The organism is Ideonella paludis (assembly GCF_018069865.1).
Classification (GTDB): Bacteria; Pseudomonadota; Gammaproteobacteria; order Burkholderiales; family Burkholderiaceae_C; genus Ideonella; species Ideonella paludis.
Window position 1 is genome coordinate 380,768 of sequence record NZ_JAGQDG010000003.1, and the last position, 21,336, is coordinate 402,103.

A 21,336-nucleotide genomic window follows, 5' to 3' on the forward strand; every position below is an offset into this window, starting at 1 on the left:
CGTCAATATTAGCACTCTCCCGAAAGGAGTGCTAAACAGAGGTCAAGCCCCGGGTCGAGGGCTCCAGCAATTGATCCAACTGCGCCAAAAAGATCCCAATGTCCAGGGGCTTGGTGACGTAATCGGTCGCGCCTTCCCGGAAGGCTTGCTCAATGCTGACCGTTGTCGCGTCGGCCGAGACCATCATCACCGGGATATCCCGGGTGCTGGTGTTGGCCCTCAAGGCGCGCAAGATCGTCAGGCCATCCATGTCCGGCAATTGCATGTCCAGCAGCACCAAGTCGGGCAACTCGCTCAAGATGGTGGCCAAGCCCATCTCGCCCGTTTCTGCAATGCTCAGAGAGACTTGCGGGCGGCGCGACAGCACGCCCTTCATGACCTCGGCATTGGTCTCGTTGTCTTCCACATAGACCACGCGCTTGGCGGAATAGCTTTCTTGCGCACGAGCGCTGGCCTGGGCGCTGATCGCCTGTCCCTGGGGCGCCCGCGCTTCAGGCAATGTCAGTGTAAAGATGGAACCCTGTTGGTCTTGGCTGCTGGCCACCAAGGTTCCAGCCATCAACTCGGCCAAGCGGCGGCTGATCACCAGGCCCAACCCTGTGCCTTCAATCGTGGAGTGCTCTCTGCCCGCGCGGTTAAAAGGTTGGAACAGCCCGGCCAATTGCTCAGGGTTGAGCCCTAAGCCGCTGTCATGGACACGGATCTCCACCTGTCCGGCGCCGCCTCGGCGCACCTCGCATCGTACCGTCCCTTGAGGGCGGTTGTACTTGACCGCATTGCTGCACAAATTGGTCAGGATCTGCTTGACCCGGGTTCGGTCGCCCAGCACATGCAGCGGCCCCTGAGGGAACTCCTGCAGCAGTTGGATGCCTTGGATTTCAGCCGCGGGCTGCACCATGGCCAAGCATTCCGTCAGCATGTCAGACAGGGAGACGGCCGTAGGCTCTAACTTCATGTGGCCAGACTCGATGCGAGTCAGGTCCAGCATGTCGTCAATCATGTGCAGCAAGTGCCAGCCGGCGTGCTGGACCTGGGCGGCCCGTTCGGCCTGCCGAGGCGACAGCGGAGGCTGTTTGTCGAGTGCCAGCAGTTGGGTGAAGCCCAAAATGGCATTCAAGGGCGTGCGCAACTCATGGCTCATGCGGGACAAAAAGTCGCTCTTGGCACGGCTGGCCGACTCGGCGTGTTCCCGCGCCCGCTCTGCGTCAGCCAGCTTCAGATGCTCGGTGATGTCTTCAAACACGCCTACCAGACGCCAGACCTCGCCCTGCGGGTTGCGCAGGGCCGTCAGCCCCATCTGCATCCAGACCACTTGGCCGTCCGAGCGCATCAGCCGCAGGCGCTGGTGCACCGAGCCGGTGGGGTCGCGCCGAATCCGGCGGATCAGGGCGTCCAACGCCTGGCGGTCCGAGGGATGAGCCAGGGCGCCCAAGGAACGGGTGTGCAGTTCAATGGCGTCAAACCCCAGCTGGAGCCGCAGCTGAGGGTTCGCTTCGCGAATTCCCCCTTCCACATCGGCATAGATGATGCCCAGCGGCACATGGTCCAAGATATTGCGGATGCGTTCTTCGCTTTCTCGCAGCGCAGCTTCGGTGCGTTGCCGCTCCTCGACTTCACGGATCAAATCTGCGGTGCGCTCGGCCACGGCTTGCTCCACCCGCCGTGCGCGGCCGGTGATGGTCAGCAGCAATGCACTCAGCATCGCAACAGCCACCAAGCCCACGACGGAGAAGAACCAGAGACTCCAGCGCTGCGTCCCCGGCAGGCTGGCACTGACGGCGCTGACGCGCAACTCCCACTGCCGGCCCGCGAATGCGATGCGGCGGGGCAACACCAAATCCCCCGGGGTGGCCGATTCGCAGCCCAGAGCGCCAGCCAGGCGGGCACGCCCGATCGTCGGGCTCACATCCACCAGGCACCAATTCAGATAGGCCGGCGCTTTACCAATCAGCGCCGTCACGGCAGCGTCGGTTTGCAGCGTCACAAACACCACGCCACGCACACCGGGGCTGGACAGCGTCTGCCCGTTGGGCAACGGGCCTGCGGCGACCATCCGGTAAATCACCACGCCGGTTTCATCGCCCTTGGCTTGGGTCAGGCGAAAGCCTGCGCTGGCGGCGGGTGCATCGGTGGCCAAGGTTTGAAAGATGGCCCCCCGCGCCGCGGGCGCGGAGAGGGAATTCACCCCCAGTGCAGCGGCATTGGTACTCAGGGGCTGAATGTGGCGGATGGCCAGCACTTCTGATTCGTTTTGGGTCTCGGCCAGTCCGTCCGGACGCTCAAAGAATTTGAAATCGGGCAAGCCATCCGCCCGTGCGGCGGCCTCGAAGGCCGGGATCTGTGCCCGGCTGACACGCTGTGCAAAGCCCATAGCGTGCAGGCCGTTATGCATGCTGAGCCACGCCTGGGTGGCGGTTTCCATCTTCGCGCTGGTGACGTTGTCTGCCACCATGAACAGGCCTCGCAACGCATCCAGGGCATGCAAAGGCTCATGCAGACCGACCTCGACGGCATTGGCCAACTGAGATGCATCCCGATTGAACTGGTCGAGCCGGCGCTCTTCGTCACCCCGCGCCATCAGCAAGGTGGCGATGACCAGGACGGTGGTGACGGCTATCAAGGGCAGGCCCACGGTGAGGCGTCGGCTGGCCCACAAGGACCGAGGGGTGCCGATCACCGTCAAGGCGACGGGTGTCGCAATGAGCACCCCCAAGGTGTCGCCCGACCACCACGTCAACCAGGTGGCATACATCGCCTCTTCGGAGACGGCTCCTGAGAGCCGCAGCATCGCGGTGGCCACGCTGGCGTTGAGCAAGCAGGCCAGAGGCCCGCCCAAGAGTCCCAAAGCCAGCGCATCGCGAGGCTCGTCCAAAGCCAACTCGCCCTGAACATGGCGTCTCACCCACCAAGCACCTAGTGCCGCCTGCAGCGCAGCGCCCACACCAATGCCCGCCGCCGTGAGCAGGGCCTGGGCGTCATTCAACATGCGCAGATCACCCAAGGGGCCATTGACGATCAATGAGCCCACAAAGACGGCTGGCACCATGCGCCAGCCGTAGACCAATATCGCGGCAAGAGCCACACCTGCGGCAGGGAAGAGCGGCGCGGCGAAGGCAGGCGGCACGGCCAGCCAAAGCGCCAGCTTACCGGCCGCTCCATAGACCAAGGCAGTCAAGATGAAGGGCGTCAGCCACGTGGAGCGGAGGGACATTGAAGGCATGCGATAGAGGGCAACAGCCACCGAGCCGGGGATGGCGCAGTCCAGACTATCGCATCAAGAAGCTCACTCGGCGAAAGCAAACACGCGATCAAGGCCTCTCAATTTCGGCCCAAGTGATCCAAACCAAGGCTGGCCCGGCTTACAACGCTCAAGCTTCAGGGGGCAGACGTCGATAAGACAGGCTATTGCGGCTCTGTTCTATTTTCCCGCCATGAAAACTTCCTCCACCTTGAGTCGAGTGTTTGCGCTCGCGGCTGTCTCTGCGGCGGTCACTTCGGCATGGGCTTCCGACGCCGCACATGCGCCGGCCAAAGCACCCACCGCCGCGCGCGCCGCACCGGCGCCCGCCGCCAAGCCTGGGGCCAGTCCGGAGTCCATGGACGCGCTGCGCCAGAAGCTGGCGGAGCGCCTGGGCGCCTCTCAGCCGCCCGAGGTCAAGCATCCCAACGTGATGCGGGTGACCAACCCGGCCACCCATGCTGATGCGCAGGTGGCCAGCCCCAAACCAGCGCCCGCTGCTGCGGCGCACGGGGCCGGGCATGCGCCAGCCAAAAAGCGCAGCGCCCCAGCGGCACCCAAGGACGCTGCCCACGGCGGCGGCGCCCACAGCGCAGCGGCAGGCCATGCGGCCCACTGGGCTTATCAAGGCCCCGGCGGTCCGGAAGTCTGGGGTCAGTTGAAGCCCGAATTCTCGAAGTGCTCGACGGGCCAGCGTCAAAGCCCCATCGACATTCGCAGCGGCATTCAAGTGCAGTTGGAAGCCATCGAGTTTGACTATCAGCCCACGGGCTTCTCAGTCGTCGACAACGGCCACACGGTGCAGGTCAACCTGCCCCCCGGCAATGCCATCACGGTGATGGGTCGGCGCTATGACCTGCTCCAATTCCATTTCCACCGGCCATCCGAAGAGCGCATCAACGGACGGCAGTTCGACATGGTGGCCCACCTGGTCCACAAGGATGCCGAGGGTCGCTTGGCCGTGGTGGCGGTGCTGCTGGACCGTGGAGCCTCTCAGCCCGTGATCCAAAACGTCTGGAATGCCTTGCCGCTGGAGAAGGGCGAAGAGCAGGCTGCTCCGTCGGTGATCGACCTCAAGCGTCTGCTGCCCGAAGACAAACGCTACTTCACCTATATGGGCTCGCTGACGACGCCACCTTGCAGCGAGGGCGTGCTGTGGATGGTGATGAAGACGCCTGTCAACATTTCACCCGAGCAGATCAACATCTTTGCGCGCCTCTATCCCATGAACGCGCGTCCCATCCAGCAGGTCTCCGGCCGCTTGATCAAAGAGTCCAACTGAGGCCGGCCTGAGGCCCTTTGGCGGCGCCCACGGCTTCGGGCGCACCGGCCAGGGCCCTGTCGCGCCTGAACATCAGGCGCCTCCCCATCCTGCTGGGTACCCGACCGCAACCCCCTTGGGCTTGCGCCTGAAATGCGGCTGGCTCAGCGCTGGCCGCGGCCAGCCACGACCGCGCCGGGAGGCGCGGCGCAGTCACTTCGACGGCTGTCACCCCTCCGCACATCCATTTGGGTAGGCCGATCTGCGTCCGCGACGGCCCTCAGGGCTTGCCCCAATTGCTCAAAGTTCACTTGCGAAGTCGCGTGCAAGTCCTTGCTTTTAAAGGATTTTCACTTGCGAATGCGCTTGTAAGTGGTTGATTTCATTAGGTTTTTTTGGTCGTTGACGTTGACCCTGATGTGAAACGCCGGTACAGTGCAGATTAGTGCATTGGAGTGGGTTTTTGTGTCTACGACGGGCTTTTTCGGTGCGGCATCGCTGACCCTCGACGGGAAGGGGCGCTTGACCGTGCCTGCGCGCCACCGCGAAACCCTGCAGACCGAGGCCAAAAGCCAGTTGGCCATCACCAAACACCCGGACGGCTGTTTGCTCGTCTTTCCGCAACCGGTGTGGGAGCCCTTCCGTGACCGCGTTGCCGCGCTGCCCATGGAGGCTTTGGCCTGGAAGCGGGTTTTCCTGGGCTTTGTCAGCGAAGTGGAGATTGATGGCGCCTCTCGGGTGCTGATCGACCCCGTGCTGCGGGCTTATGCCGGCCTGCAGCGCGACGTGCTGCTGATGGGCATTGGCTCGCACTTTGAGTTGTGGGATGCCGGCCGCTATGCCGAGCGTGAGCAACAAGTCATCGCCCAGCCCATGCCGGACGCCATCAAGGGGTTCACCTACTGATGGATGCGCCCACCTTCATCCACACCACTGTCCTGCTGCAAGAGACGGTTGATGCGGTCTTCACCAGGCCTGATGGCACCTATGTGGACGGCACTTTCGGCCGGGGCGGTCATTCGCGTGCGCTGTTGGCCAAGCTGGGGCCGCAGGGGCGCTTGATCGCCTTCGACAAAGACCCTGCTGCCATCGCGGCCGCCCAAAGCGGCCCAGACGCCATCACCGATCCGCGCTTTCAGATCTGCCACACCTCGTTTGCCAATGCTGTTGAGGCCTTGGCGGAGATTGGCGTGCATCAGGTGGACGGTGTGATGCTGGACCTGGGTGTGTCTTCACCCCAAATCGACGATCCAGAGCGTGGATTCAGCTTCCGTTTTGACGGCCCGCTGGACATGCGCATGGACACCACCCGTGGCGAGACCGCTGCGGAATTCCTAGCCCGCGCCGATGAGCGCCTTATTGCACAGGTGATTCGCGACTATGGGGAAGAACGGTTTGCTGTATCGATTTCAAAGGCGATTGTTGCTCGCAGGGCGAGTGGGAAACCGCCTCGAACCACAGCTGAATTGGCCCAGCTCGTGGCTGGCGCGGTCAAGACCCGCGAGGCAGGCCAGAACCCTGCAACGCGCACATTTCAGGCTCTACGGATTCTCGTCAATGCCGAGCTTGAAGAGCTCGAGCAGGGGCTGAAGGCTGCGCTGGCGCTGTTGGCGCCGGGTGGGCATTTGGCGGTGATCAGCTTCCACTCGCTGGAGGATCGCATCGTCAAAACCTTCATCGCCCATGAAAGCCGTGAAGAGATTGATCGTCGCGCGCCCTTTGCGCCGCCCACTCGTGCGCTGCGCTTAGCGCCTTTGGGTCGCATCAAACCCAGCGAAGGCGAGGTGCGCGGCAATCCTCGTTCGCGCTCGGCCGTGTTGCGGGTGGCTGAGCGTGTGCGAAGCGCGCTGGAGGAGGGCGCATGACCCGGCTGTCCACGGTGCTGTTGATTGCCCTGGTGGCCAGTGGTTTGTACCTGGTCAAGGTGAGCTACGAAGCTCGGCGTTTGTTCGTTGATTTGGAGCGCGCCAAGGCGGAGGAGCAGCAGCTTCAGGCAGACGAGCGCCGCTTGGAAGCCGAGCGGCGCACGGCGGCCACCCACTTGCGCGTCGAGCGCGTGGCGCGTGACAAGCTGAACATGCGCCAAGCCAACGCCGAGACCACCGTATATGTGGCGGAGAAGCCCGCGTCGGGAGCATCGCGGTGAAGGCTCTGCGTCCCCAGGCTGGCGCCAGCCAATCCGTCAAAGGCGTCAACTATTCCACCAGCCCACTGCTGGCGTCCAAAACGCCACCGTGGCGCAGCCGCTTCCTGGTCTTTTTGGTCGGCGCAGCCTTTGCGGTGTTGGTGGGGCGGGCGCTGTATGTCCAGGTGCTGGAGTCCAGCTTCTTCATGAAGAAGGGCGAAGAGCGTTATGCCTCCACCCTGACGCTGCCCGCCAGCCGTGGCCGTATCTTGGACCGCAACGGCCAGATTTTGGCCATCAGCGTCAATGCACCCACCCTGGCCATCAATCCCAAGCACTTCGACCCGACACCCGAGCAAAAGCGAGCCCTGCTCGGTCTCTTGAAGGTCAAGGCGCAAGACTTTGACAGCAAGGTGGCTGACGGCGGTGCCTACGTGGTGATTCGTCGGCAGATGGATGACGGCATTGCACAGCAGATCAGAGCTTTGCGCATCAAGGGTGTGCAGATCGAGCCCGGCTATATGCGCCGCTACCCCGAGAGCGAAGCGGCTGCTCATGTGGTGGGCTTCACCGACATCGAGGACAAAGGGCAAGAAGGCATTGAGTATTCCTTCCAGAGTGCCTTGCAGGGCCACCGCGGTTCTCGCGGCGTGGTCAAAGATCGGCTTGGCCGCGTGGTCGAGGAGCTGGGTGAAGCCGTCGACCCTCGCGACGGCAGCGATGTGCAATTGACCATCGACTCCAAGATCCAGGCCTTGGCTTATCAGCGCATTCGCGACGCCGTGCAAGAACACAAGGCCAAGGCAGGCAGCATCGTGGTGTTGGATGCGCAGACCGGCGAAGTGCTGGCGCTGGCCAACTACCCCAGCTATGTGCCGGGAGAGCGCAAGGGCCTGAGCGGCAGTCAACTGCGCAATCGAGCCATCACCGACGTGTTCGAGCCGGGCTCCACCGTCAAGCCCTTTGTGGTCTCGCTCGCCTTGGACCAAGGCTTGATCAAGCCGGCCCAGATTTTGGACACCAGCCCCTTCAAGGTCGGGCCACTGTTGGTCAATGACGGCAACCACGGTCGTCCGTCCATGTCGATCTCCCAGGTGATTCAGAAGTCGAGCAATGTGGGCACGGTTCACATTGCTCAGCGTCTGGAAAACAGAGACATGGGCGAAATGTTTGCGGCCCTGGGCTTTGGCAGCAAGCCGCAAATCGGCTTTCCAGGCACCGCCACGGGCAAGCTGCGGCCCTGGAAGAGCTGGAAGCCGGTGGAGAAGGCCACCATGAGCTATGGCTATGGCTTGTCCGCCTCACTGCTGCAAATCGCCCGCGCCTACACGGCGATTGCACGAGATGGCGAGCTCGCACCGCTGACCTTGATCAAGGATCACCCGTCGCAGCCCGGCGCTCGGATCTTCAAGCCTGAGACGGCCCGCACCATGCGCGACATGCTGCGTGGCACCGTCAGTACGGACGGCACAGCGCCCAAGGCGCAACCCATGGGCTATTCCGCAGGCGGCAAGACCGGCACGGCTGAAAAGCTTGAAGGAAAGGGCTACAACAGCGACAAGCACCGGGCTTGGTTCGCTGGCATCTCACCCATCGACAACCCGCGGGTGGTGGTGGCGGTGATGGTGGACGAACCCTCCGGCGTCTACTTCGGCGGCTTGGTGGCTGCGCCGGTCTTCAAGACGGTGGTGGAGCAAACCTTGCGCACCATGGGGGTGGCCCCCGACATTGACATCAAGCCGCAGGTCGTGGCGCAAGCCGCAACGACCAACGCGCCAAAGGAATCGCGCCCATGAAGCGCCCATACGACATCGCCCGCTTGGGCTCCGCTATTCAGCGTCTTGGGAGGACCGGCCCATGGCGCTGACACGTCTGAAGAGCCCGGCTGCTGCGGCTCGCTGGTTGTCGTCCTGGGTGACGGGTGAGCTGCGCACAGACAGCCGCAAGGTCCAGCCCGGCGACGCCTTCATCGCTTGGCCGGGCTATGCCACGGACGGCCGACACTATGCAATGCAAGCCCTCAAGGCGGGTGCGACGACTGTGCTGGTGGAAGCCGACGGTGTCGAAGCCTTTGGCTTTGAACACGCGCGCATCGCTGCCTTGCCTGCACTCAAGGCGGGCACGGGCGCGATCGCCGATGCCTACTACGGCCACCCCAGCCAGACCATGAAGCTGGTGGCGACCACCGGCACCAATGGCAAGACCTCCACCGCCTGGTGGACGGCGCAAACGCTGAGTCTGCTGGGCCAGCCTTGCGGCGTGGTCGGCACCTTGGGCATCGGCCAGCCTCCCGCACCCGATGGCAGCTTGCCGCCAGAAGGCGCGATTGAGTTCACCGGCTTGACCACGCCGGACCCCGTCGTGCTGCAGGCGGGCTTTGCCCGCATGGTCGCGCGGGGCGTGCAGGCTTGTGCCATCGAGGCCTCTTCGATCGGCATCGTTGAGCAGCGTCTGGTCGGCACATCACTGGATGTGGCCCTTTTCACCAACTTCACGCAAGACCACCTCGACTACCACGGCGACATGGCCGCCTACTGGCAGGCCAAGCGTGAGCTGTTCAACTGGCCTGGCTTGCGTGCGGCTTGCATCAATGTCGACGATGCCCAAGGCGCGCTGCTGGCCGCGGAGTTGGCGGCTGGTCCACTCGATGTCTGGACGGTGTCGGTAGGCGGTGCAGCGCGCTTAACGGCTCAAAACCTGCGTTATTTTCCCGAAGGCTTGTGCTTTGATGTGCACGAAGGCGAGGAGCAGGCGACGCTCAGCACAGGCTTGATTGGTGACTACAACGTCAGCAACCTGCTGGTGGTGATCGCGGGCCTGCGGGCCCTGGGGCATGGCTTGGCGGACATCGCCGCGGCAGCCCGCCAAGTCACGCCGGTGCCCGGGCGCATGCAGCGCGTGGTGAATGACAACAAGGCTGGCGGCCCGGAGGTCGTGGTCGACTATGCCCACACGCCCGATGCGCTGGACAAAGCCCTGTCGGCCTTGCGGGCCATGGCCACCGCGCGCGGTGGGCGCCTGCGCTGTGTCTTCGGCTGCGGTGGCGACCGCGACCCCGCCAAGCGTCCTCTGATGGGGGAGATTGCAGCGCGATTGGCGGATGTGGTGATTGCCACCAGCGACAACCCGCGCAGCGAGTCGCCGCAAGCCATCTTGGAACAGATCACCGCCGGCGTGCCCGGCGGCGCCTCCCACCCCGCATGGCGCGTGATGGCTGATCGTCGTGAGGCCATCGCCACGGCGATTGCTGAGGCCGACCCACGCGACGTGGTGTTGATTGCCGGCAAGGGCCACGAAGACTATCAAGAGATCCAGGGCGTGAAGCATCACTTCTCGGATGCTGAAGTGGCCGAACAGGCCTTGAGCACCCGCCGCAGCGGAGGGGCCGCCTGATGATGACCTTGGCCCAAGCCCAGCGCTTGATCCTCGGCGCCACCTTGGTGGGGGACCCTGAGCAGCGCTTCAGTCGCGTCCACACCGACACCCGCAGCTTGCAAGCGGGTGACTTGTTTGTGGCGCTCCGTGGTGAGCGCTTTGACGCCAATGACTTTCTGGCGACTGCCAAGACGCAAGGCGCCAGTGCTGCTTTGGCCGAGCGCGGTTTGGCTGACGCCGGCCTGCCTGGTTTGCAAGTGCCCGATGCCCTGCAGGCTTTGCAGCAGTTGGCGAAGGGCTGGCGCGGCCAACACCAACTGCCGGTGATTGCAGTCACGGGCAGCAATGGCAAAACCACGGTCACCCAGATGGTGGCCAGCATCTTGCGCGCCGCTGTGGGTGAGGCGGCCTTGGCCACGGTCGGCAACTTCAACAACCACATTGGTGTGCCCTTGACGGTGCTGCGCTTGCGCCCTGCCCACCGTCTGGCCGTGGTCGAGTTGGGCATGAACCATCCGGGCGAGATCGCGGAGTTGGCGGCCATGGCGCAGCCGACCGTGGCCATCGTCAATAACGCACAGCGTGAGCACCAGGAATTCATGCACACGGTCGAGGCCGTGGCCCAAGAAAACGGCAGCGTCTTGAGCGCCTTGCCGGCCGATGGCGTGGCCGTGTTCCCGGCCGATGATGCTTATGCACCGCTGTGGGCGGGCTTGGCCGCAGGCCGTCGCTTGATGCGCTTTGCGCTGCAAGGCGACGCCGAGGCCGAAGTGCAGGGGCAGGCGCAGTGGACTGTGGATCACTGGCAGGTGCACATGCAGACGCCGCAGGGCTCGGCCTCTTTCAGCCTGCACATTGCGGGCGCTCACAACGTGAAGAATGCCTTGGCAGCCAGTGCCGCCGCCTTGGCTGCCGGCGTGGCGCTGGCGGATGTGGTCAAGGGCTTAGAGCAATTCGCCCCTGTCACCGGCCGCTCGCAAGTCAAACCCTTGGTGCGCCATGGCCAAGCCTTGACCTTGGTGGACGACACCTACAACGCCAACCCTGACTCCGTGCGCGCTGCCATTCAAGTGCTGGCGGCTTTGCCCGCACCGCGTCTCTTGATCCTGGGCGATATGGGCGAGGTCGGTGACCAAGGCCCGCAGTTTCATGCCGAGGTGGGCGCACAGGCCGCGGCTGCGGGGCTGGAGCAGGTGTGGTGTGCGGGCGCCCTGATGACGCATGCCGCCCAGGCCTGTGCGGGTGCTCGTCACTTCGCGGACACAGCCACTTTGCTGCAAGCCCTGCCAGAGCTGAAGCCCTTTGCCTCGGTGCTGGTCAAGGGCTCTCGATTCATGAAGATGGAACAGGTGGTGGCGGCTTTGCAAGGCACCCCTCCCGCACAAGGAGCCGCTCATGCTGCTTAGTCTGGCTCAATGGTTGCAGGGGCTCTATCCCGAGCAATTCGGTTTCCTGCGCGTCTTCCAATACCTAACTTTCAGAGCGGTGTTGGCCGCCATGACGGCTTTGCTCATCGGTCTGGCTTTTGGGCCCTGGGTGATTCGTCGCTTGACGGAGCTGAAGATCGGTCAGCCCATCCGCGAGTACGGTGTGCAAAGCCACTTGGCCAAGCGTGGCACCCCCACCATGGGCGGTGCGCTGATTCTGATTGGCATTGGCGTGGCCACCTTGTTGTGGAGCGACTGGAGCAATCGCTTCGTGTGGATTGTGATGATCGTGACCTTTGGTTTTGGGGCCATTGGCTGGACCGACGATTGGCGCAAAGTCGTGCTCAAAGACCCTGAGGGCATGCGCTCGCGTGAGAAGTTTTTCTGGCAATCACTGATCGGCATCATTGCGGCCATCTACCTGGCCTTTGCGGTCTCTGAGAACTCGAATCTGCGCGTCATTGAGCTGTTCTTCAGCTGGGTGCAGAGCGGCTTCTCCAACGACCTGCCGCCCAAGGCCGACTTGATGGTGCCCTTCTTCAAGACCATCAGCTATCCGCTGGGTGTGTTTGGATTCATGGCCCTGACCTACTTCGTCATCGTGGGGGCCAGCAATGCCGTGAACCTCACCGATGGCCTGGACGGCTTGGCCATCATGCCGGTCGTATTGGTGGCCTCGGCGTTGGGCATCTTTGCCTATGTCACGGGCAATGCGGTGTACTCCAAGTACCTGCTCTTCCCCTACATCCCGGGCTCGGGCGAGTTGATGATCTTTTGCTCGGCCATCGCCGGGGCAGGCTTGGCCTTTCTGTGGTTCAACGCTCACCCTGCGCAGGTGTTCATGGGTGATGTGGGCGCTTTGTCTTTGGGGGGGGCGCTCGGCACGGTCGCCGTGATCACGCGCCAAGAGATTCTGCTGGGCGTGATGGGCGGCGTGTTTGTCGCCGAAGCACTCTCGGTGATGCTGCAAGTCTCTTACTTCAAGTACACGAAGAAAAAGTATGGTGAAGGCCGCCGCATCCTGAAGATGGCGCCCTTGCACCACCACTTTGAAAAGTCGGGCTGGAACGAAACCCAGGTCGTCATCCGCTTCTGGATCATCACCATGCTGCTGTGCCTGATTGGCCTGGCCAGCTTGAAATTGCGTTAAGTCGCTGTTGCTGTGAATCATCTGCAGAACCTCTCTGTGCTGATCCTGGGTCTGGGGGACTCAGGCTTGGCCATGGCGCGCTGGTGCGCACGCCATGGTGCGGCGCGCATTCGCGTCTGGGATTCGCGCGCTACGCCGCCGCAGTTGGGCGCGCTGGCGGCCGACGTGCCAAGTGCCGAGTTCTTCAGCGGTGCGCTGGCCGAGTCTCAGCTTGACGATGCCCGCTTGGTCTTGAAGAGCCCCGGGCTCTCGCCGCTGGACGAGAAGGTCAAGCCCTTGCTGCAAGCCGCACAGGCGGTGGGTATTCGGGTGGCGGGAGAGCTGGATCTTTTTGCTCGCGCCCTGGCTGATTTGAAGCAGCAACGCCGCTATGCGCCCAAGGTGCTGGCGATCACCGGCACCAATGGCAAAACCACCACCACCTCACTGACCGCGATGCTGGTGGAGCGGGCCGGGCGTCGGGTCACCATGGCGGGCAATATCGGCCCGACCATGCTGGATACCTTGGCGGCTGCGCTGGACTTGGAGCCTGCACCGCAGGCGCCCGCCGCCGAGGCAGAAGAGGTGTCACAGAGCGCCGAGCTGCCGGGCACATTGGCCGATGACTCGGCCTTGAGCGACGACGCGCCCGACGAAACGCCTGATCTGAGGGCGCTCGACGGCGCCACGGAGCACGAGGTTGCCGCAGCGTCCGACGAGGCTGTGCCTGCGGACGATGTTGGTCCCGATGACGACGCTCCCTTGGTGCTGGCGCCGCCGCCTGAGCAGGCTCCCGTCTTTGAGCATCTCCCCGAAGTCTGGGTGTTGGAGCTCTCCAGCTTCCAACTCGACGGTGTGCAAGGCTTCGAGCCCGATGCTGCCACCGTCTTGAATGTCACCCAAGATCACCTCGACTGGCATGGGTCGATGGCGTCCTATGCCGAAGCCAAGTCCCGCATCTTTGGCCAGACCGCAATGATGGTGATCAACCGTGACGACACAACGGTGGAGGCCATGGTGCCGCCGCCGGTGTTGGTCAAGGGCGGACGCGGTCGACCGACCAAGGCGGTGACCCGTCCGCTGATACGTTTTGGTCTAGATGCGCCTCAACATGGCGGCGACTTCGGCCTCATCACCGAAGGTGGTATGGCTTGGTTGGTGCGTGCCATGCCGGTGGACGAGACCATCAAGCGCCGCAAAGGTGAGGAAGAGGAAATCCTGCTGCAGCGCTTGATGCCTGCCGATGCGCTGAGGGTGCGCGGCCGCCACAATGCGGCCAATGCCTTGGCGGCACTGGCCTTGGCCACTGCGATTGGATGCCCTCTCGCACCCATGTTGCACGGCTTGCGGGAGTACCGCGGCGAGCCCCACCGTGTGGAGTTGGTGGGCCAAATCGGCGGCGTTGAAGCTTTCGATGACAGCAAGGGCACCAATGTGGGCGCCACGGTGGCTGCCTTGCAAGGATTGGGCGCTGACAAGCTCAGCTCCAAGTTGGTGGTGATCCTCGGTGGCGATGGCAAAGGGCAGGATTTCGGCCCCTTGGCCGCGCCTGTCGCCCGCCATGTGCGGGCCGTGGCCACGCTGGGCAAAGATGCCGAGGCCATTGAGAGGGCCCTGGCTGAGACAGCCGTTCCCCTGCAGCGCCATGCTGACTTACCCAGCGCGGTGCGCTGGGCTTTCGAGCAGGCCCAAGCGGGCGACGCAGTGCTGCTGAGCCCGGCCTGTGCCAGTCTCGACATGTTCCGCAACTACGCGCACCGCGCCGAGGTCTTCATTGATGCGGTGAAGGCACTGGCCGAAGAGCGCGGGGAGATGATGGCGTGAAGTTCGCCGCCGATACCGCATCGTCCAGCGAAGAACCGTCCAGCGCCAGCTGGGGCAGCCGCTCGCGAAGCTGGCTGGGCCAGTGGTGGCGTCGGGGACGCGCAGCCGCAGGGCGCCTGCCCATCCGTGACGGCACTCCCTTGGGGGCAGGGCGTGCGGCGCCGGTGGCAGGCTTCGATGTGGCCCTGATGTGGGTGGTGATCTGCCTGCTGGCGCTGGGCTTGGTGATGGTGTACTCCGCATCGGTGGCACTGCCTGATAACCCCAAATTTGCGAAGTACACGCCGACCTACTTTCTCTACCGCCAAGCTTTGTTCATTGGGGTCGCGTTTGTTGCGGCCTTGATCACCCTGCAAATCCCAATTTCTGTGTGGGAGCGCTGGGCACCTTGGTTGTTTGCAGGCTCACTCGCCTTGCTGATCATTGTGCTGGTGCCCTTCATCGGCAAGGGTGTGAACGGCGCACGTCGTTGGATCCCGCTGGGCTTTATGAGCTTGCAGCCCAGTGAGTTGGCCAAGCTGGCCATCGCCATGTACGCCGCCAGCTACATGGTGCGCAAGATGGACGTGAAGGAGAACTTCATCAAGGCGGTCTGGCCCATGGCCGTGGCCTTGGGTGTCATTGGCGTGCTGCTCTTGGCCGAACCCGATATGGGTGCTTTCATGGTGATTGCAGCCATTGCCCTGGGCATCTTGTTTCTCGGCGGTGTGAATGGCCGCATGTTCTTCCTCAGTGTGGCGGTGTTGGTGGGCGCCTTTGTGCTGATGATCATGTTCAGCGAGTTCCGTCGCCAGCGCATCTTTGCCTATCTGGACCCGTGGAACCCGGCCTACGCCCAAGGCAAGGCCTATCAACTCACGCACTCCTTGATTGCCTTTGGCCGCGGTGAACTGTTTGGCCAGGGCTTGGGCTCATCAATTGAAAAGCTGCACTACCTGCCCGAAGCCCACACTGACTTCTTGTTGGCCGTGATCGGGGAAGAGCTGGGCTTTGTCGCGGTGCTCGGCGTGATCGTCGGATTCTTCTGGCTGACCCGCCGCATCTTCCATATCGGCCGTCAGGCCATTGCGCTCGACCGCGTGTTCGCCGGCCTGATGACCCAAGGCATCGGCATTTGGTTTGGCGGCCAAAGCTTCATCAACATGGGCGTGAACCTCGGCGTGTTGCCCACCAAAGGTCTGACCCTGCCCCTCATGTCCTACGGCGGCTCCGGCATCTTGATGAACCTTGTCGCACTCGCCATCGTGCTTCGCGTCGATCAGGAAAACAGACAACTCATGCGAGGAGGCCGAGCATGAGTGAGATGCGCAGCATGGTGCTCGCACACGGTGCGAGAGTGACGTTTCGGCGCAGCCAAAACAGACAACTGATGCGTGGAGGCCGAGCATGAGCAAGCGCTTGGTCATCATGGCAGCGGGCACAGGCGGGCATGTGATCCCGGGCTTGGCCGTGGCGCGAGAGATGCAAGCGCGGGGCTGGACCGTCACCTGGCTGGGCACGGCCGGTGGCATGGAAAACCGGTTGGTGCCACCCACGGGCATTGCGATGGACACGCTGGCCTTCAGTGGCCTGCGCGGCAAAGGCCTGCTGCAAACCATGACGGGCGGCTTGCGCCTCTTAAAGGCCTTCTGGGATTCTTTGGGCATCCTGCGGCGCAGGCAAGCTGATGCTGTCTTGGGCATGGGCGGCTATGTCTGCTTTCCGGGCGGCATGATGGCCTCACTGCTGGGCAAGCCCTTGATGCTGGTGAATGCTGATGCTGCCTTGCTGATGAGCAACAAGGCCTTGCTGCCCGTGGCGGACAAGGTCGCCTTTGGCTTTGATGGCCCGGCGGTCGCCAAAGTTAAGCAAGGCCTGGTCACCGGCAACCCGGTTCGTGCGGAGATCCAAAGCATGGTCGTGCCCGAGCAGCGCTTTGCGGAGCGAACGGGTCCGCTGCGCTTGCTCTTGGTGGGTGGCAGCTTGGGCGCCAAGGTGCTCAATGAAACCTTGCCTGCGGCTCTGGCGCAGATTCCTTTGGAGCAGCGCCCTTCGGTGACCCACCAAACCGGCATGGCGCATCTGGACGATGTGCGCGCGCGCTATGCCACCTTGGGGGTGGAGGCCGAAGTGCTGCCCTTTATTGACAACATGGCCGACCGGCTGGCGCACTGCGACGTGATGCTGTGCCGGGCAGGCGCCATCACGGTCAGCGAGCTGTGTGCGGCGGGGGTGGCCAGCGTCTTGGTGCCGCTGGTGGTGAGCACCACCTCGCACCAGCGCGATAACGCGCAATGGCTGGCCGAGCACGGTGCGGCCATTCACCTGCCGCAATCCGAGCTGACACCGCAGCATCTGGCGGAGGTGATTCGTGGCTTGACGCGCGAGCGCCTCTTGGCCATGGCTGTGGCTGCACGCCGGGTGGCCAAGCCCGATGCTGCGGCCAAGGTCGCCGACGAAATTGAAAAGCTGGTGCAGCAATGAACATCAGCGGGAGCTACACATGAAACATGCGGTCAAGCACATTCACTTTGTGGGCGTTGGCGGCGCCGGCATGAGCGGCATTGCCGAGATCCTTCACAACCTGGGCTATGTGGTCTCGGGCTCGGACCAGTCTGAGAGTGCCACCACCCGTCGACTGGGGGGCTTGGGCATTCGCATCTACCAAGGCCACGACGCTGCCAACATTCAAGGTGCCGAGGCCGTGGTGACCTCGACGGCCGTCAAGGGCGACAACCCGGAAGTGATTGCTGCGCGGGCCAAGCGCATCCCGGTGGTGCCTCGCGCGGTGATGCTGGCGGAGCTGATGCGCTTGAAGCAAGGCATTGCGATTGCGGGCACCCACGGCAAAACCACCACCACCTCTCTGGTGACCAGCGTGCTGGCCGAGGCGGGCGTGGACCCCACTTTTGTGATCGGCGGCAAGCTCAACTCGGCGGGCGCCAACTCGCGCTTGGGCTCCGGGGACTTCATCGTGGTCGAGGCCGACGAGTCCGATGCCTCTTTCTTGAACCTGATGCCCATCTTGGCCGTCGTCACCAATATTGACGCCGACCACATGGACACCTACGGCCATGATTTCGCCAAGCTCAAGAGCGCTTTCGTCGAGTTCCTGCACCGCATGCCTTTCTACGGTGCGGCCATCCTCTGCGGCGACGACCCTGGCGTGAAGAGCATCATCCCCATGGTGTCTCGCCCGGTCATTACCTATGGCTTTGGGCCGGATGTGCAGGTCAGAGCCGTGAATGTCCAGGCCTTGGAAGGCGGACAGATGCGCTTCACCTGCCAGCGCCGCAATGGTGTGGTGATGCCGGATATCGAGATCACCTTGAACCTGCCTGGTGAGCACAATGTGCTGAATGCCTTGGCCGCCATTGCCGTGGCCACCGAGCTGGAGTTGCCTGATGGCCCCATCGTCAAGGCCCTGGGCGAGTTTGATGGTGTGGGGCGCCGCTTCCAGCGCTATGGCGACTGGCCCACTCGCGCCAGCGCTGAGGCTGCCAGCGGCAGCTTCACGCTGATCGACGATTATGGCCACCACCCCGTCGAGATGGCGGCCGTGATTGCGGCCGCGCGTGGTGCCTTCCCCGGCCGTCGCTTGGTCTTGGCCTTTCAGCCGCACCGCTATACCCGCACGCGTGACTGCTTTGAGGACTTCGTGAAAGTTATGGGCCAGTCAGACGCTGTGCTGCTGACCGAGGTCTACGCTGCCGGAGAGCAGCCGATCGTGGCCGCCGACGGCCGCTCATTGGCCCGCGCTCTGAGGGTGGCGGGCAAGGTGGACCCGGTCTTTGTCGACGATGTGAGCACCTTGCCCGACGAGATCTTGAGCTTCGCGCGGCCTGGCGATGTGGTGATTGCGATGGGCGCTGGCTCCATCGGCGCGGTGCCTGCCCGCGTGGTCGAGTTGGCGAAGGAGATGGCATGAGCACCGATGTGAAGGCACTGGGCAAGGTGGCGGTCTTGATGGGCGGCACCTCCGCAGAGCGGCCGGTCTCCTTGATGTCGGGTCAAGGTGTGTTGGAGGCTTTGCGCTCGCAGGGCGTGGACGCGCATCCCTTTGACCCTGCGGAGCGTGACCTGGGCGACCTGAAGCGCGAAGGCTTTGCCCGCTGCTTCATTGCCCTGCATGGCCGCGGCGGCGAAGACGGCACGGTGCAAGGCGCCCTGGAATTGCTGGGCATTCCGTACACCGGCTCTGGCGTGATGGCCTCGGCGGTGGCCATGGACAAAGTCATGACCAAACGGGTGTGGCTGGCAGAGGGTTTGCCCACACCGCAGTGGCGTCGCCTGGGTGCGGGCCAGCACAGCTTGGAGGCGATTCGCACCGTGCCCGATGCCTTGGGTTTGCCGGTCATCGTCAAGCCTGCGCGTGAAGGTTCCTCCTTCGGTGTAACGCGTGTAAATGGCTACTCCGACATGAAGGAGGCCGTGAGCCTCGCGGCACAATATGACCCCGACGTGCTGTGCGAAGAATTCATCATCGGTGACGAAGTGACCTGCCCTGTCTTGGGCGAGGGTGATGCCGCGGTGGCGCTGCCCGTGGTGCGCATTCAGGCGCCCGACGGCAACTACGACTTCGAACACAAGTACGTCTCTAACGACACCCGCTATCTCTTGCCCAGCGGTTTGCCTGAGGCCGAGGAGCGCGAGATCCAGCGCATCGTGGTGCAGGCCTACCGCTTATTGGGGTGCCGGGGCTGGGGCCGCGCCGACCTGATGATCCGGGCGTCGGACCGCAAGCCCTTCTTGCTGGAGATGAACACCTCTCCGGGCATGACCAGTCACTCCTTGGTGCCCAAGTCTGCGGCACATGCCGGCATGAGCTACGAAGCGCTGTGCTTGCACTTGCTGGCCCAGGCCAGCTTGGATGGCCGCAGCGCGGCTGAGGCCGCTGGCCACTGACATCATGCGCGCCTCGCCCAGCCTCCCTCTGCCCACTGACGTGCGCGTCATGAACCTCACCGCGCGGGTGGTGATGGTGCTGATGCTGCTCTTGGTGTTGGCTGGGGCAGCGTTGTGGTTGGCAGCTCGGCCTTTCTTCGCCATCGGCAGCATTCGGCTGGAAGGCGATGTGGCGCGCAACAACGAAGTCACCATTCGAGCCAACGCCGGGCCACGTCTGGCCGGCAACTTCTTCACGATGGATCTCGACGCGACGCGCGCCGCGTTCGAAGCCGTGCCCTGGGTGCGCCATGCGGTGGTGCGGCGCATCTGGCCGAACAAGCTGGTGGTTCGACTCGAAGAGCACAGCCCAGTGGCCATCTGGAAGGGCGACGAAGGCAACGACCGCTTGGTCAACTCGCATGGCGAGATCTTTGAAGCCAATGTCGGCGACGTGGACGACGACAGCTTGCCCGACTTTGGCGGCCAAGACCAAGACGCCCCAGCGGTGTGGGCCTTGTATCAACGGCTCACACCCCTCTTGGCTCGCATCGACAGAAGCGTTGACAAGCTCAGCGTGAGTGAGCGCGGTTCCTGGACAGTGAGCCTGGACAACGGCTCGTCCATCGACATGGGGCGAGGGAGTGAAGATGAAGTGATCGCCCGCGTGGAGCGCTTTGTGGCCAGCGTGCGACAAGTGGCGGCCCGACAGCAACGCGCCTGGGACCATGCCGATCTGCGCCACGCTGACGGCTATGCCCTGAGATTGCGTGCCCCTTTGGGCGCCACCCCTAACTGAGAGGCTGAGGACAGCATGGCCAAAGACTACAAAGATATCGTCGTCGGACTGGACATCGGCACCGCCAAAGTCATGGTGGTGGTGGCCGAAGTGGTGGGGGGAGATTTGCGCTTGGCAGGTCTGGGCGTCGCCACGACCCATGGGCTGAAGCGCGGTGTGGTGGTGAATATCGACGCCACGGTCCAGTCCATCCAGCAGGCCTTGAAGGAGGCCGAGATGATGGCGGCCTGCAAAATCGAGCGGGTTTATACCGGGATCACGGGCAGTCATATCCGCGGTCAGAACTCCACCGGCATGGTCATCGTGAGAGATAACCGAGAGGTCACGCCCACGGATGTGGGCCGCGTGATTGAAACCGCCAAGGCGATCAATATCCCGAACGATCAGAGATTGCTGCTGGTGGAATCCCAGGAATTCGTGATCGACGGCCATGAGGTCAAAGAGCCTATTGGTATGAGCGGCAGCCGTTTAGAGGTGAAAGTTCACATTGCCACAGGGGCTCAAAGCGCGGCAGAAAACATTTTGAAATGTGTTCGGCGCTGTGGTTTGGAAGTCGAGCAACTTTGTTTAGCGCCCACCGCTTCATCGGCCTCGGTTTTGACCGATGACGAAAAGGAGTTGGGAGTGGCTTTGGTGGATATTGGTGCGGGCACGACGGATGTAGCCATCTATACCGGTGGCTCGATTCGCCATACGGCGGTGATTCCCATTGCTGGCGACCTGATCACCAGCGACATTGCCATGGCTTTGCGCACGCCGACCAAAGACGCCGAAGAAATCAAAGTGGAGTATGGCGTCGCCAAACAATTGCTGGCCGACCCGAGCGAGCAGGTCGAGGTCCCCGGCTTGGGTGACCGGGTTCCGCGCATGCTCAGTCGGCAAGCCTTGGCCGGTGTGATTGAGCCACGGGTTGAAGAAATTTATTCCCTCGTGCATCAAGTTATTAGAGAATCGGGGTATGAAGAATTGCTATCCTCCGGGATTGTGATTACAGGAGGTACGGCGGTGATGCCTGGCATGGTGGAGTTGGGGGAAGACATCTTCCTCAAACCAGTTCGTAAAGGGCTGCCCACTTATTCAGGCCCGCTTTATGACATGGTGGCGAGTCCGCGCTCAGCCACGGTGATGGGGTTGTTAGAGGAAGCTCGCTCCGCGCACACACGTGGCTACAAAGCTGCGCAACAGGCCGGGTCGATGAAAACATTTGTAGGTCGAGCGCGGGACTGGTTTCTTGGTAATTTCTAGATTAGCGGCCCAAAGAGGCTGGCACATCTGTTCATTCAATTTTGGCAACT

At 63.1% G+C, this 21,336-nt stretch carries 16 protein-coding genes; 15 read left to right on the forward strand and 1 reads right to left on the reverse strand.

Annotated features, from left to right (window positions below; genetic code table 11):
- Nucleotides 1-31: 31 nt before the first annotated feature.
- On the reverse strand, nucleotides 32-3,211 hold the full coding sequence (locus KAK11_RS09525; RefSeq protein WP_210808626.1) for a CHASE domain-containing protein: 3,180 nt from the start codon (nucleotides 3,209-3,211) through the stop codon (nucleotides 32-34).
- A gap of 220 nt (nucleotides 3,212-3,431) precedes the next feature.
- Here KAK11_RS09525 and KAK11_RS09530 point away from each other — a divergent pair, with 220 nt between their 5' ends.
- The 15 genes from KAK11_RS09530 to ftsA all read left to right on the forward strand — a co-directional run bounded on the left by KAK11_RS09530 (nucleotide 3,432) and on the right by ftsA (nucleotide 21,286).
- Complete coding sequence (locus tag KAK11_RS09530) at nucleotides 3,432-4,520, forward strand: carbonic anhydrase (RefSeq protein ID WP_210808628.1); 1,089 nt, start codon at nucleotides 3,432-3,434, stop codon at nucleotides 4,518-4,520.
- 444 nt (nucleotides 4,521-4,964) lie between these two features.
- Complete coding sequence (locus KAK11_RS09535; RefSeq protein WP_210808630.1) at nucleotides 4,965-5,405, forward strand: division/cell wall cluster transcriptional repressor MraZ; 441 nt, start codon at nucleotides 4,965-4,967, stop codon at nucleotides 5,403-5,405.
- Nucleotides 5,405-6,364 carry a 16S rRNA (cytosine(1402)-N(4))-methyltransferase RsmH gene (gene rsmH / locus KAK11_RS09540; protein WP_210808632.1) on the forward strand — a complete coding sequence of 320 codons (960 nt, stop codon included), beginning with the start codon at nucleotides 5,405-5,407 and terminating at the stop codon, nucleotides 6,362-6,364. Before KAK11_RS09535 ends, rsmH begins: the two co-directional genes overlap by 1 nt.
- Nucleotides 6,361-6,645, forward strand: a complete 285-nt coding sequence (gene ftsL, locus KAK11_RS09545) for a cell division protein FtsL (protein ID WP_210808634.1) — start codon at nucleotides 6,361-6,363, stop codon at nucleotides 6,643-6,645. Before rsmH ends, ftsL begins: the two co-directional genes overlap by 4 nt.
- Nucleotides 6,642-8,420, forward strand: a complete 1,779-nt coding sequence (locus tag KAK11_RS09550) for a peptidoglycan D,D-transpeptidase FtsI family protein (protein ID WP_210808636.1) — start codon at nucleotides 6,642-6,644, stop codon at nucleotides 8,418-8,420. Before ftsL ends, KAK11_RS09550 begins: the two co-directional genes overlap by 4 nt.
- 61 nt (nucleotides 8,421-8,481) lie before the next feature.
- On the forward strand, nucleotides 8,482-10,017 hold the full coding sequence (locus KAK11_RS09555) for a UDP-N-acetylmuramoyl-L-alanyl-D-glutamate--2,6-diaminopimelate ligase (protein ID WP_210808638.1): 1,536 nt from the start codon (nucleotides 8,482-8,484) through the stop codon (nucleotides 10,015-10,017).
- A complete protein-coding gene (locus KAK11_RS09560) occupies nucleotides 10,017-11,405 on the forward strand; it encodes a UDP-N-acetylmuramoyl-tripeptide--D-alanyl-D-alanine ligase (RefSeq protein ID WP_210808640.1) in 1,389 nt (462 codons plus the stop codon). Before KAK11_RS09555 ends, KAK11_RS09560 begins: the two co-directional genes overlap by 1 nt.
- A complete protein-coding gene (mraY, locus tag KAK11_RS09565; protein WP_210808642.1) occupies nucleotides 11,395-12,576 on the forward strand; it encodes a phospho-N-acetylmuramoyl-pentapeptide-transferase in 1,182 nt (393 codons plus the stop codon). Before KAK11_RS09560 ends, mraY begins: the two co-directional genes overlap by 11 nt.
- A 12-nt stretch (nucleotides 12,577-12,588) precedes the next feature.
- A complete protein-coding gene (locus KAK11_RS09570) occupies nucleotides 12,589-14,379 on the forward strand; it encodes a Mur ligase family protein (RefSeq protein ID WP_210808644.1) in 1,791 nt (596 codons plus the stop codon).
- Nucleotides 14,376-15,677: a putative lipid II flippase FtsW gene (ftsW, locus tag KAK11_RS09575; protein ID WP_210808646.1), complete on the forward strand. Its 1,302-nt coding sequence runs from the start codon at nucleotides 14,376-14,378 to the stop codon at nucleotides 15,675-15,677. The genes KAK11_RS09570 and ftsW overlap by 4 nt, the downstream gene beginning before the upstream one ends.
- 88 nt (nucleotides 15,678-15,765) lie before the next feature.
- On the forward strand, nucleotides 15,766-16,842 hold the full coding sequence (gene murG, locus KAK11_RS09580) for an undecaprenyldiphospho-muramoylpentapeptide beta-N-acetylglucosaminyltransferase (protein WP_210808648.1): 1,077 nt from the start codon (nucleotides 15,766-15,768) through the stop codon (nucleotides 16,840-16,842).
- A 19-nt stretch (nucleotides 16,843-16,861) separates the two neighbouring features.
- Nucleotides 16,862-18,286, forward strand: a complete 1,425-nt coding sequence (gene murC / locus KAK11_RS09585) for a UDP-N-acetylmuramate--L-alanine ligase (protein WP_210808650.1) — start codon at nucleotides 16,862-16,864, stop codon at nucleotides 18,284-18,286.
- Complete coding sequence (locus KAK11_RS09590) at nucleotides 18,283-19,263, forward strand: D-alanine--D-alanine ligase (protein ID WP_210808652.1); 981 nt, start codon at nucleotides 18,283-18,285, stop codon at nucleotides 19,261-19,263. The genes murC and KAK11_RS09590 overlap by 4 nt, the downstream gene beginning before the upstream one ends.
- Nucleotides 19,264-19,267: 4 nt before the next feature.
- The gene (locus tag KAK11_RS09595) at nucleotides 19,268-20,041 is read left to right on the forward strand and encodes a cell division protein FtsQ/DivIB (protein ID WP_210808654.1); all 774 of its coding nucleotides are present in this window, start codon (nucleotides 19,268-19,270) and stop codon (nucleotides 20,039-20,041) included.
- 15 nt (nucleotides 20,042-20,056) lie between these two features.
- Entirely contained in the window at nucleotides 20,057-21,286 is a 1,230-nt protein-coding gene (ftsA, locus tag KAK11_RS09600; protein ID WP_210808656.1) for a cell division protein FtsA, read from the forward strand.
- Nucleotides 21,287-21,336: the final 50 nt, after the last annotated feature.